Below are 12,522 nucleotides of genomic sequence, written 5' to 3'. Positions count from 1 at the left end.
AAGGTGTGAGTGCCATCGGGGGACGCCGGCTGGTCCGGAGGAACCTTTTATACGCCCTGCCGGCGGCAGGTCCGGTCCCCGTTCCCCCGTGCGGTGGGGGGCTGTCCAGGTGTGCGAATCCACTGTTGCGCACGCCGGGGTGCGACGATGGGGCGGAAGGTACACGAGAGGAAGGGACCTGCCATGGCAGTGGAGCACGACGACGAGGCGCCCGCGCAGGTCAGCCCGAGCGCCTGGGTGGCGAAGCAGGCCGAACTGTACGAATCGTCGGGCGGCACCAAGGGGACCACCCAGCTCGGCGTCCCCTGCCTGCTGCTGGACTACGTCGGCCGCCGCAGCGGCGCGCTGCGGCGCACGGTGCTGATGTACGGGCGCGACGGCGACGACTACCTGATCGTGGGGTCGAACGGCGGCTCGGACAGCCATCCCCTCTGGTACCTGAACCTGCTCGCGAACCCGTCGGTCGACCTGCGGGTGGGCCCCGAGCGTTTCCCGGCCGTCGCCGAAACGCTGTCCGCCGAGGAGAAGGAGCGGGTGTGGCCGCATCTGGTGGAGGTCTTCCCCAGGTACGCGCAGTACCGGAGCGGCACCGACCGCGACATCCCGGTGGTGCGGCTGCGGCGGACCGCTCCGGCCGCGGGCTGACCAACGGGCCTCCTCGCGGCGGGGCTTCGCCCGTAAACTCCGTGATCATGACGATCGAATCGACTCAGGCGGCGGAGACGGCCGAGGCCGAGGCCCTGTTCTCCACCATGTCCACGATGCGCGCGATGCGCCGTCTCAAGCCGGAGCCCGTGCCGGACGAGACGCTTGAGCAGCTCATACAGGCCGCCGTCTGGGGTCCCAGCGGCGGGAACATGCAGTGTTACGAGTACGTGGTGGTGACGGACCGCGAGGTGATGGCCCGCCTGGCTCCGCTGTGGAAGCGGTGCGTGGACGCGTATCTGGCGACGACCGGGAAGTACGCGCCGAAAGGCATGGACGACGCGGCGTACGGCCGGATGGTCGCCGCGATCGAGTACCAGCGTGACCACTTCGCCGATACGCCGGCGCTGATCATGCCCTGCTACCGGTTCCCTGAGCCCCGGATGGAGGCGGAGGGCCTGGCCGCCTACGCGCAGGCGCTCGGCCCGGCGGGGGTCGAGCACATGATGACCACCCAGACCCGGTTCCAGGCGCTCGCCGAGGGGTCCTGCGTGTACCCGGGGGTCCAGAACATCCTGCTCGCAGCCCGGGCCCTCGGGCTCGCGGCCAACATCACCATCTGGCACCTGATGCTGGAGCAGGAGTGGAAGGAGGCGCTGGGCATCCCCGAGGACATGGAGACCTTCGCCGCCATTCCCGTCGGATGGCCGCAGGGCAATTTCGGTCCGGTCCGGCGCCGCCCGGTGGCCGACGTCATCCACCGCGACCGCTGGTAGGACCTGCCGTCCGGGGCCGACCCGGCGGGCCGGGCCCGGACGGCCCGCCTTCCCGCTGATCTGTCATCAACTCCATTGGAGTGAAAGGGATTTCGACACGCGGGACCGTCGTTGTCATGCCCTGAACAGATGGATACCCTGAGCGGGCTTCGCGGCCCCTCCGCCCACCCCACCCGGGCGCGGGGCCGTTCTTCTCCCCCACAGAGCAGGAGCAGGTATGCCCACACGCGCCGCCGCCCACACCAAGGCCCGCGCCTCCGTGCTGGCGGCCCTCACCGCCACCGTCCTGGCCGCGACCGGCACCCCGGCCCTCGCCTCGACGGACACCGGGCACCCGATGAACCGGGCGTTCGAGCGGGCGGCCGACACGTTCGACGTCCCGCGCGACCTGCTCGCCGCCGTCGGATACGGCGAGACCCGGCTCGACGGCCACTCCGGGCGCCCCAGCCAGGCCAACGGCTACGGCGTCATGCACCTGGTCAGCAACCCCACGAACCGGACCCTGGAGCGCGCCGCCGCCCTCACCGGGAAGCCCCTGGCCGAGCTCCGTGCCGACACGGCGGCGAACATCATGGGCGGCGCGGCGGTGCTGCGCGGTTACGCGGACGGGCTCGGGCTCGACGCCCGGGACCGCGACGACCTCGGCTCCTGGTACCCGGCCGTCGCCCGGTACAGCGGCACCGAGGGGGCGGCCGCCGCCCTCTACGCCGACACGGTCTACACCTTCCTGGCGGACGGCCTCGACACCCTCGCCCCGGACGGCGAGCGGATCTCCGTGACGGGGCGCCCGGTGTCACCGCACAAGGGTGAGCTCACCGCGCCGGACGCGAGCACCCGGAGCGCCGACTACCCGTCGGCACTGTGGGTGCCGGCCGACCCGAACAACTTCGCCACGGGCCGCTCGGCGGCGATCGACAAGGTGGTCATCCATGTCACGCAGGGCTCGTACGCGGGCTCGATCAGCTGGTTCCAGGACCCGGCGTCCGAGGTGAGCGCCCACTACGTGGTGCGCTCGTCGGACGGCCAGATCACCCAGATGGTGCGCGACAGCGACACCGCCTACCACGCACGGAGCGCCAACGCCTCGGCCCTCGGCATCGAGCACGAGGGCTTCATCGACGACCCGTCCTGGTTCACGGACTCGATGTACCGGTCCTCGGCCGCCCTGACCGCGTACCTGTGCGACCGGTACGGCATCCCGAAGGACCGGGCGCACATCATCGGGCACAGCGAGGCGCCGGGCAACGACCACACCGACCCCGGCCCGTACTGGGACTGGACGCGCTACATGGAGCTGGTCGGCGGGAGCACCGGCGGCAGTCCCGGCGCGGACGGGCTGAGCTTCACCGCGTACGCGACACAGCAGAGCGGGTCGACGGGTGCCCAGGTCAAGGCCGTCCAGACGCTGCTGAACGCGCAGGGCTATCCGGCGGGCGAGGTGGACAGCAGTTTCGGTCCGGCCACGCAGAGCGCGGTGAAGTCGTTCCAGACCGCGCGCGGGCTGGCAGCCGACGGCGTCGTCGGGGCCAGGACGTGGACCGCGCTGCTGTCGGCGGGCGACACCGCCACCCTCTCCGAGGGCGCTTCGGGTGACGGCGTGAAGCGGCTCCAGCGCGCCCTGACCGCGGCGCTCGGCTCGACGGTCGGTGTCGACGGGAGCTTCGGCCCGGGGACGGCGACCGCGGTGCGCGGTTACCAGACCGGCCGGGGCCTGACGGCCGACGGCATCGTGGGCCCGGGCACCTGGGCGGCGTTGCAGGCGGGCCGCTGACGGACGGCCGCGGACCGGACACCGGACGGACGGGCCTCGGGGCCGTGGACAGGCCCCGAGGGCTCTTCGTCACGTTTGGGTAACCTGCCGGAAACCCTTGACGTTTCTCCTGACGCCTTCCTAACCTCCTCGTGTAGTCGCACTTCACGTGCTGCGGCGCTTTCCGCAGTGTTTTGACAGGCACAGACATAGACCACCTGTCGGTGGTTTCGTCATGCCTGTTTTTTTGTGCTCCCCGTGCCGCCGATGGGTCTTCCTCGAAGGCGGATTCATGGCACAACGTCCGAGCGTCAAAGGCGTCGCCGACGTCGTTGCGCTCATCGATGGGCTGGGAAAGATCACCGGCCGGGCGCAAGTCATCTGGTTCCTCGTGTTCGGCGGGCTGTTCCTCGACGCCTATTCGAACGCGGCGCTGAGCGCCGGTCTGGGACCGATGACGTCCCAGATGGAGCTGACCAGCACGCAGGTCTCGATCCTCACGGCCACCGCTCCGGCCCTGGCGATCATCTTCAACCCGGTCGGCGGCTGGCTCGCCACCCGGATCGGCCGGGTCCCCCCGCTGCTCATCGCCAAGGTCTTCGCCATCGCGGGCGCCCTCCTCGCCGCGTTCGCCGGTGACTTCACGGTCGTCTGGCTCGGCCGGGTCCTGGTGGGTGTCGCGTACGGCATCGACTTCGCCGTCGCCATGGCGCTGCTCGCCGAGTACACCCCCGCCAAGCTCGGCGGCCGGCTGAACCTGTGGCAGGCCGTCTGGTACGTCGCCACGACCAGCAACCTCGCGCTGGCCCTGGTCTTCTTCAACCTGGACGTCGGCTCGGACATCTGGCGCTGGTCGGTCGGTTCGGCCGCCGTCGTCGCCGTGGCGCTGCTCCTGGGCCAGTGGCTGATGCTCAGGGAGAGCCCGGCCTGGCTGGCGAGCAAGGGACGCCTCGACGAGTCCGTCCTCAACCTGGACCGGATCTACGGGATCAAGGCCGTCGCGGGGAAGCCAGACGAGGCGACCCGCGCCGCGACCGCCGCACCCGCCATCGGCTTCCGCCAGGCAGGACTGCTCTTCAAGGGCGAGTACCTGCCGCGCACGATCCTCTCCTCGGTGATCTCGCTCGGGCAGTCGATGCAGTACTTCGCGGTCGGCTGGTACCTCCCGCTGATCAGCCTGACGATCTTCGGCGAGAGCTTCGAGAAGGCCACGATCGGCTCGATGGTGTTCAACGCCTTCGGTATCGCGGGCGGGCTGCTGTCCGCGTACTTCGGCCGCCGGCTCGGGCTGCGGCTCAGCTCCGCCGCCGGTTTCGCCGGGGTGTTCGTCGCCCTGATCGCGATGGGGCTGACTTTCGAGAAGGTCCCGACGGCCGTGGCGTTCCTGCTGCCGGTGCTGTTCATCCTCTGCCACTCCGCCGGCCCCGGCGCCAACGGCAAGTCCATCGCCGCGCTCTCGTACAGCAGTGACGTGCGCGCACTCGGCACCGGTGTCACCGGGATGGTGGGCAGCTTCGGCAGTGTCGCCGGGCTGTACCTCTTCCCGCAGATCAAGGAGTCGCTCGGCCTCGCCGACACGTTCCTGGTGCTCTCCGTCGTCCCGCTGCTCGGCATGATCACCTGTCTGGCCATCAAGTGGGACCCGATGAGGGCCGCTTCGCCCGACGAGGCCGCGGCACAGCAGGCGACCGGTGCGCCGGAACACGCGGAGTCCGTCACCGCGCGCTGACCGTCCGGCGCGCCTGCCGCACCACACGATGGTCCCTCTCCCCCTCCGTACAGCTCGCGATGCTCGCAATGAAAGGGCTGCAATGACGCAGACGCTCCCCGGCGCCTCCCCCCGGCGCGGTGTGCTGGCCATCGACGAGGGCACCACCGGCACCAGGGCCGGAGTCGTCCTCGACTCCGGCGCCGCGCACGAGGTGTTCTACCGGTCGATCGCGGTCAGCCATCCGGACGACCTCTCCGTCGAGCAGGACCCGATGGAGATCTGGACCGCCACCCTCGACGTGGCGCGCCGGGCCGTCGGCGCCGCCCGTGCGGAGGGGATCGAGCTCACCGCCGTCGCCCTCTCCACCCAGCGGGCCACCGCGATGCTCTGGGACCGGGTCACCGGGCAGCCGCTGCTGCCCGCCGTGGTGTGGCAGGACCGGCGGTACGCCGCCGAGCTCACCGCTCACGAGGCGCGGTGGGACGCCGCCCTGCTGGCCCGTCAGGGCCGGCCGGTCGGCGCCCGCGCGCCGTTCCTCTGGGCCGCCCGGCAGATCGCCGCGCACCCGGAGGTGTCCGCCGCACACCGCGAGGGCCGGCTGCTGTTCGGCACCGTCGACACCTGGCTGATCTGGCGGCTGACCGGCGGCGCCGTGCACGCCACCACCCCGACCAACGCCGCCTCCAGCGGGGGCTACCTGCTGGAGCGGCACGCCTGGGACGAGGAGTGGATCAGCCATCTCGGCTTCCCCCTCGGCCTGCTTCCGGAACTCCGCTCGGACGACGCCGGATTCGGCACGACCGACCCGGCCGCCCTCGGCATCGCCGTCCCGCTGGCCGCCTCCATGGGCGACCAGCACGCCGCACTGATCGCGCTCGGCGGCCTGGCCGCCGGGCAGGGCATGTGCATGTACGGGACCGGCGCGTTCGTCGACGCGGCGACCGGCACCACGCCCGCCCTGCCCCGGCCGGACATCTCCGGGGTGCTCGCCCAGCCCGGCCGGCGGCAGGGCGGGATCAGCCACTTCAGCCTGGAGGCCTACACCTCCACGGCGGGATCGGCGCTGCGCTGGCTCTGCGACGACCTGGGCCTGTTCGCCTCGCCGAAGGAGCTCGGTGAGGAGGCCGGCCGGGTCCCCACCCGGCCGGGCCGCACCCCTCGTTTCGTCCCGGCGCTCGCCGGGGTCCGTACGCCGGTCTGGCACCCGGAGGCCACCGCCTCCCTCACCGGGCTCACCCTCGCCACCACCCGCGCCGACCTGGCCCGCGCCGTACTGGACGGCATCGCCCACTCGGTGTGCGACCTCGTCGACGGTGTCGCCGCCACGATGGGCGCCCCGTTCACCCGGCTCCGGGTCGGTGGCGGGGTCGCGGGCAGCGACCCGCTCATGCGGATCCAGGCCGACCTGACCGGCCTGCCGCTGGAACGGGTCGCCGACTCGGCGACCGCCAGCCTGCGCGGCACCGCCTATCTGGCCGGGGTCGCCCAGGGCCTGTGGGGCTCGCTCGAAGAGATCGTCGAGGCGCAGCCGCACGGCCGGGTCTTCGAACCCTCCATCGGCGCGGACGAACGCGCCGAACAGCGGGCCGCCTGGCGCGACGTGCTGATCGGCCACCTCAAGGACCCCGCCCTCACACCCCACTGACGGCCCCTCACCGTCAGCAGGCGGCGGCCGGACACCCGACCACGCGGCCGCCGCACCGAAACACCAGGAGTTGATGTTGTGATCACCATGCCCGCCCGGAAACCGCGGCGCAGCGCCGCGGCGACCCGCCGCACGCCCCTGCTGCTCGACCGCGCGGCGGCCAAGCGGCAACTGGCCGACGACACGTTCGACGTACTCGTCATCGGCGGCGGCATCACCGGGGCGTACGCCGTGCTGGACGCCGCCTCGCGCGGCCTGCGCGCGGCGCTGGTCGAGAAGGACGACTTCGCCTCGGGCACGTCGTCGAAGTCCTCGAAGATGGTGCACGGGGGCCTGCGCTACATCGAGCAGGGCAACGTCAACCTCGTACGGCACTCGCTCCTGGAGCGGCACCGCTTCCGCAAGAACGCCCCGCACCTGGTGCACCGGCTGCCGTTCCTCTTCCCGATCCTGGAGAAGGAGGGCATCTTCGACGCCCGCCTCGCCAAGGGCTTCGAGGGGCTGCTGTGGACGTACGACCTGGTCGGCGGCTGGCGGATCGGCAAGCTGCACCAGCGGCTGACCGTCCCGGAGGTCCTCGCGCAGGCGCCGACGCTGCGCGCGGAGCACCTCCAGGGCGGACTGATGTACTTCGACGCCCGCACCGACGACGCGCGTCTCGTGCTGACCATCGTGCGGACCGCCGCGGCGCTCGGCGCGACGGTCCTCAACGGGGCGAAGGCCGAAGGTCTGCTGATGGAGGGCGGCAGGGTCGCCGGCGCCCGGGTCGAGGTGGACGGCGACAGCGTCGACATCAGGGCGCGGGCCGTGGTCAACGCCACCGGTGTGTGGACCGACGAGCTGGACGCGAAGGCCGTCGACGGCCACAAGCCGCAGGTGCGGCCCGCCAAGGGCGTGCACATCGTGGTGCCGTGGGACAAGGTGCGGATCAACTGCACGGTCACCGTGCCGATCCCCGGCCGGGCCCGCCGTGCGACGTGCACCCGCTGGGGCAACAGCGTCGTGCTGGGCACCACGGACGAGGACTACCAGGGCTCCCCCGACGACGTGCACTGCACGCGTCAGGAGATGGACTTCCTGCTGGAGGGCGCCAACACCGCGTTCGAGGGCAAGCTCACCCCGGACGACGTGGTCGGCTCCATCGGCGGGCTGCGTCCGCTGGTCGGCGGCAAGGAGGGCGCGACGCTCGACATGCGGCGCGACCACCACATCAGCGTCGGCCGCACCGGCATGGTCACGGTGACCGGCGGCAAGCTCACCACCAGCCGGCACATGGGCGAGCTCGTCATCGACAAGGTGATGACCGTCCTCGGCCGCAAGGGCAGGAGCCGCACCACGGACCTTCCGCTGCTCGGCGGCGCCGGTTACGACGCCGAGGCCGTGGCCGCCTCCGGTGGCATCGCCGCACATCTGGGCGAGCGCTTCGGCACCGAGGCACGCTTCGTCGGCGACCTGATCCAGGAGGACCCGACGCTGGCCGAGCCCATCGTCGCGGGACTTCCCTACACGAAGGCCGAGGTCGTCTACGCGGCGCGCGCCGAGCTCGCCCGCTCGGTCGACGACGTCCTCTCCCGCCGGATGCGCGCCCGGCTCTTCGCCCGCGACGCCTCCGCCGAGGCGGCGGGCGCGGTCGGCGCGATCCTCGGCCGCGAACTGAACCTCACGGAGGCCGAGGTGGAGCGTTCCGTCTCCGACTACCTCGCGGCCGTCCGTCACGAAAAGTCCGTACTCCTCGAAGGGGCAGCAGCATGATCAGCCGTCAGACCATCACCCACCCGTTCAACCGGGGCAACTACACGATCGGTGCTCCCAGTTTCGCCAAGTGGGCGCAGAACACCCCGATCGGCGACGGCGAGGCCGCGCTCCAGGTCGACCCGGTCGAGGTCCCCGAAACCGTGGTCGCAGCGCTGCGCGAGGCCGCGCAGGCCGTGCACGTGGAGCGCGACGAGGTCGTCACCCGGACCCGTGACTGGTGGGCCGGTTCGATGATCGGCGAGACCGAGGGCCGTCCCGCGACGCCGGACGCCGTGGTCGTCGAGGCGGCCGACGCGGACCAGATCGCGGCCGTGCTGCGGATCTGCCACGAGGCCGGTATCCCCGTCACCCCGTCCGCGGGCCGCTCCAACGTCACCGGGGCGGCGCTCCCCGTCTTCGGCGGCGTCGTCCTGGACGTGTGCGGGCTGAACGAGATCACCGGATTCGATGCCGAGTCGAACGTCGTGGACGTCCAGGCCGGCATGTTCGGCGACCTCTTCGAGAAGCGGCTCCAGGAGGAGTACGGCGTCACGACGGGCCACTGGCCCTCCGCGTTCGCCGTCTCCACCGTCGGCGGCTGGATCGCCTGCCGCGGCGCCGGCCAGCTCTCGACGCGCTACGGCAAGATCGAGGACATGGTCGTGGGCGTGGACGTGATCCACGCGGACGGCACCCGCGCCACGTACGGCGACTACGCCCGTGCCGCCGTCGGGCCGGATCTGCGCCAGCTGTTCATCGGCTCCGAGGGCACGCTCGGCGTCATCGTCGGGGCCCGGCTGCGTGTGCACCCGCTGCCGGAGTACGCGAACGCCGTCGCGTTCGGCTTCGCGACCTTCGCCGAGGGCCTGGACGCGTGCCGCAAGATCATGCAGCGCGGCGCGACCCCGGCCGTCCTGCGGCTGTACGACGCCCTGGAATCGGGCACGCACTTCGGCCATCCGGAGACCAACCTCCTGCTGATCGCCGACGAGGGCGACCCGGCGATCGTGGACGCCTCGATCAAGGTGGCGGCCGAGGTCTGCTCGGCGTACGGCCCCGAGCTGGACTCGCAGGCGGTCTTCGAGCGCTGGCTCGACGAGCGGATGCTGGTCGGCAAGTCCGCGGACGGCTTCACGCCCGGTCCGGGCTTCGTCGCCGACACCCTGGAGATGGCCGCGTCCTGGGCAGGCCTCCCGGTGATCTACGACGAGGTGGTCGCCGCGATCCAGTCGGTGGAGGGCACGCTGGCCGCATCCGCCCACCAGTCGCACGCGTACACCGACGGCGCCTGCGTCTACTTCTCGCTGCGCGGCGAGGTGGCCCCCGAGGCCCGGCGCGACTGGTACCGCTCGGTGTGGGACGCCGCCAACGCCGTCCTCATCAAGCACGCGGCGGCGCTCAGCCACCACCACGGCTGCGGACTGCTGCGCGGCCCCTACCTGCGGGAATCCCTGGGCGCGGGCTTCGCGACGTTCGTCGCGGTGAAGGCGGCCCTGGACCCGGCCGGCATTCTCAACCCTGGCAAACTGGGCCTTCCCAGCCGATTCGGTACGTCTCCGCTGAACTGACCCAGCACTCTTCCAGGCAGGTTGTGCCATGACCCCTTCCCCGTCCCGGTCCGGCGCACCGCTCGATCCGCGGCTCACCTCGGCGTTCGCCGAGGTGCCCGTCATCGCGTCGGTCGTCGGCACCCAGCCGCTGCGGCAGTTCCTGACCGCGCCGGCCAAGGTGTGCATCCTCGCGTCGTTCGCGGTGGGGCAGCTGCCCCAGGTCGTCCCGGCGCTGGGCCGGGCGGGGAAGCTCGTGTTCGTGAACGTGGACAGCAGCCCCGGTCTCGCACAGGACCGGGGCGCGCTGGAGTTCATCAAGAACATGGGCGCGCACGGCGTGGTCAGCACCCGGCTCTCGCTCATAGAGAAGGGCCGCCCGCTCGGCCTGCTGACGATGATGAAGGTGTTCGTCACCGACCGGTCCAATCTGCGCCGCTCCACGGACGCGATCTCGCGCGGGGCGCCGGACCTGGTCGAGATCATGCCCGCCCCGATCATCGCCCGGATGAGCGCGCAGTCCCAGCGCGCGATGTCCCCGTCGGTGGCCGCGGGCTTCGTGGAGTGCCCCGCGGACGTGGCGCTCGCGCTGGCCCTCGGGTCGGCCGCGGCCGCCACGTCCGACCCCCGCCTCTGGCATCTGCGCCGCGACCAGCTGCCGCCGGTCCCGCCGGCCGCGCTCAAGAGGCCCGTCCCACCCCAGGAGTAGTACCGCCGTGACTTACGTAGTAGTAGCCCGCTACCGCACCGATCCGGGCGAGCAGGACACCGTCCTCCCGCTCCTCGACACCATGGCAGCCGCCTCCCGCGAGGAGCCCGGCAACCTCGCCTACCGGGTCCATCAGGGCACCGAGGACCCGCGGACGATCGTGCTCTACGAGGAGTACGCGACCGAGGCCGACTTCACCGCGCACTGCGCGACCCCGCACTTCCGGGAGATCGTCCTCGGCAAGGTCGTCCCGCTCCTGGAGAGCCGCGACGTCCTGCGCTGCGCACCCCGCGACGAGGTGACCGCGTGAGGACCCGGGCCGTCGTCCTGCGCGGAATATCGACCGCCCGGCCCTACACGCGGACCCGCCCGGTCGAGGTGGAGGAACTGGACCTCGGCGCCCCGCGCGAGGGCGAGGTCCTGGTCCGGGTCGCGGCCGCGTCCCTGTGCCACTCGGACCTCTCCGTCGTCAACGGCGACCGGGTCAGGCCGCTGCCGATGGCCCTGGGCCACGAGGCGGTCGGTGTGGTCGAGGAGACCGGACCGGGCGTCCACCGGATCTCCCCGGGTGACCATGTGGCTCTGGTCTTCGTGCCGAGCTGCGGTTTCTGCGCCGACTGTGCCGCGGGCCGCCCGGCCCTGTGCGCGGCGGCCGCCGCGGCGAACGGGTCCGGCGCCCTCCTGCACGGTCCGTCCTTGCTGACGGACGACTCCGGCGCCGCGGTCCACCACCAGCTGGGCGTCTCGGCGTTCTCCTCGTACGCGGTGGTGGCCCAGGAGTCCGTGGTGCCGATCCCCCGCGACATCCCGTTCACCGTGGCCTCGATGTTCGGCTGCGCGGTGCTCACCGGCGCCGGTGCGGTCATCAACACGGCGGCGCTGCGCCCCGGCCAGTCGGCGGTGGTCTACGGGCTCGGCGGCGTGGGCCTGTCCGCGGTGCTCGGGGCGCGGGCGGCCGGCGCGTACCCGATCGTCGCCGTCGACCCGGTGCCGGAGAAGCGCGCGCTGGCGCTGCGGCTGGGCGCGACGCACACGTACGCCCCCGACGAGGCACTCGGCGCGATCCGCGAACTGACGTCCGGCGGGGCGGAGGTGGCGGTCGAGGCCGTCGGCAGCCCCAAGGTCATGGCCGAGTGCCTGGCCGCCGTGGCCCGCGGCGGCAAGGTCGTCTCGGTGGGCCTGCCCGCCCCCGACCGGGTGCTGGAGGTGCCGGCCCTGGCCTTCGCGGGCGAGGGCAAGTCGCTGCTCGGCTCGTACATGGGCGACGCGGTCCCGCGCCGCGACATCCCCCGGTTCCTGGACCTGTGGCGGGCGGGGCTGATGCCGGTGGAGGAGATGCACACCGGCACCCTCGCCCTGGACGAGGTCAACCACGCGATGGAGGAACTGGCCTCGGGCCGGGCGATCCGTCAGGTACTGGACACCTCGGGGCTGCTGGCGGCCTCCTCGCGTTCGTAACGCAGTTCCACGACCCCGCTGCCGAAGGTCCGGGTGCCGGTCAGCCGCAGCGGGGTCGTGGTGTCCGTGACCGGGAACATCGGCCGTCCGCGGCCGATGAGGACCGGATGGACGTACACCCGGTACTCGTCGATCAGGCCGAGCTCCGCGAACGAGGCGGCGAGGTCGGCGCCGCCGACCGCCAGGTCACCACCGGGCTGCTCCTTCAGCGCCCTCACCTCCTCGGGCACGACGTCGTGCAGCACCTCGGTGGCCCAGTCCACGTGGTCCAGGGTGCGGGAGTAGACGTACTTCGGCATGTTCCGCCAGATGACGGCGAAGTCGGCCACCGCTCCCGCGTTCGCCGGGTCCTCGTCGGCGGTGGGCCAGAACTCCGCCATCAGCTCGTGCACGACCCGCCCGTGCAGGAACCCGCCCAGGGCGGCGATCTGCTCGTTGAAGTGGCGGTGGAGCTCCTCGTCGACCCGGTGCCAGCCGATGTCGTGGTCCGGGCCCTCGATGAAGCCGTCTAGGGAGATCGACATGGAGTAGATGATCTTTCGCATCG

Annotated in this window: 11 protein-coding genes; 10 read left to right on the top strand and 1 reads right to left on the bottom strand. The window is 72.0% G+C overall.

What is annotated here, in order from left to right; all coding sequences use genetic code 11:
* Window positions 1-183: 183 nt before the first annotated feature.
* The 10 genes from ACGFZA_RS08645 to ACGFZA_RS08600 all read left to right on the top strand — a co-directional run bounded on the left by ACGFZA_RS08645 (window position 184) and on the right by ACGFZA_RS08600 (window position 11,975).
* The gene (locus tag ACGFZA_RS08645; protein ID WP_393678307.1) at window positions 184-645 is read left to right on the top strand and encodes a nitroreductase family deazaflavin-dependent oxidoreductase; all 462 of its coding nucleotides are present in this window, start codon (window positions 184-186) and stop codon (window positions 643-645) included.
* 47 nt (window positions 646-692) lie between these two features.
* Window positions 693-1,421 (top strand): nitroreductase family protein, encoded by a 729-nt coding sequence (locus ACGFZA_RS08640; RefSeq protein ID WP_385273214.1) that lies wholly within the window; start codon window positions 693-695, stop codon window positions 1,419-1,421.
* A 217-nt stretch (window positions 1,422-1,638) separates the two neighbouring features.
* On the top strand, window positions 1,639-3,192 hold the full coding sequence (locus tag ACGFZA_RS08635; protein WP_385273217.1) for a peptidoglycan-binding protein: 1,554 nt from the start codon (window positions 1,639-1,641) through the stop codon (window positions 3,190-3,192).
* A 271-nt stretch (window positions 3,193-3,463) separates the two neighbouring features.
* Window positions 3,464-4,900 carry an MFS transporter gene (locus ACGFZA_RS08630; protein WP_385273219.1) on the top strand — a complete coding sequence of 479 codons (1,437 nt, stop codon included), beginning with the start codon at window positions 3,464-3,466 and terminating at the stop codon, window positions 4,898-4,900.
* 82 nt (window positions 4,901-4,982) lie between these two features.
* Window positions 4,983-6,527 carry an FGGY family carbohydrate kinase gene (locus ACGFZA_RS08625; RefSeq protein ID WP_393678303.1) on the top strand — a complete coding sequence of 515 codons (1,545 nt, stop codon included), beginning with the start codon at window positions 4,983-4,985 and terminating at the stop codon, window positions 6,525-6,527.
* A 78-nt stretch (window positions 6,528-6,605) separates the two neighbouring features.
* The gene (locus ACGFZA_RS08620; RefSeq protein ID WP_393678301.1) at window positions 6,606-8,279 is read left to right on the top strand and encodes an FAD-dependent oxidoreductase; all 1,674 of its coding nucleotides are present in this window, start codon (window positions 6,606-6,608) and stop codon (window positions 8,277-8,279) included.
* The gene (locus ACGFZA_RS08615) at window positions 8,276-9,829 is read left to right on the top strand and encodes an FAD-binding oxidoreductase (RefSeq protein WP_393678299.1); all 1,554 of its coding nucleotides are present in this window, start codon (window positions 8,276-8,278) and stop codon (window positions 9,827-9,829) included. The genes ACGFZA_RS08620 and ACGFZA_RS08615 overlap by 4 nt, the downstream gene beginning before the upstream one ends.
* A gap of 28 nt (window positions 9,830-9,857) precedes the next feature.
* Complete coding sequence (locus tag ACGFZA_RS08610; RefSeq protein ID WP_393678297.1) at window positions 9,858-10,517, top strand: glycerol-3-phosphate responsive antiterminator; 660 nt, start codon at window positions 9,858-9,860, stop codon at window positions 10,515-10,517.
* A gap of 7 nt (window positions 10,518-10,524) precedes the next feature.
* Window positions 10,525-10,827, top strand: coding sequence for a putative quinol monooxygenase (locus ACGFZA_RS08605; RefSeq protein WP_385273234.1), 303 nt, complete (start codon window positions 10,525-10,527; stop codon window positions 10,825-10,827).
* Window positions 10,824-11,975, top strand: coding sequence for a zinc-binding dehydrogenase (locus tag ACGFZA_RS08600; protein WP_385273237.1), 1,152 nt, complete (start codon window positions 10,824-10,826; stop codon window positions 11,973-11,975). The genes ACGFZA_RS08605 and ACGFZA_RS08600 overlap by 4 nt, the downstream gene beginning before the upstream one ends.
* Here the strand turns inward: ACGFZA_RS08600 and ACGFZA_RS08595 are convergent.
* A complete protein-coding gene (locus ACGFZA_RS08595) occupies window positions 11,927-12,520 on the bottom strand; it encodes a dihydrofolate reductase family protein (protein ID WP_385273240.1) in 594 nt (197 codons plus the stop codon). The genes ACGFZA_RS08600 and ACGFZA_RS08595 overlap by 49 nt on opposite strands.
* Between the last annotated feature and the right edge of the window lie 2 nt (window positions 12,521-12,522).

The sequence above is a fragment of the Streptomyces sp. NPDC048211 genome (genome assembly GCF_043202315.1).
In the GTDB taxonomy this organism is placed as follows: Bacteria; Actinomycetota; Actinomycetes; order Streptomycetales; family Streptomycetaceae; genus Streptomyces.
Note: the sequence above shows the minus strand (reverse complement) of the source record. Positions and strands in the feature narration are given on the sequence as shown.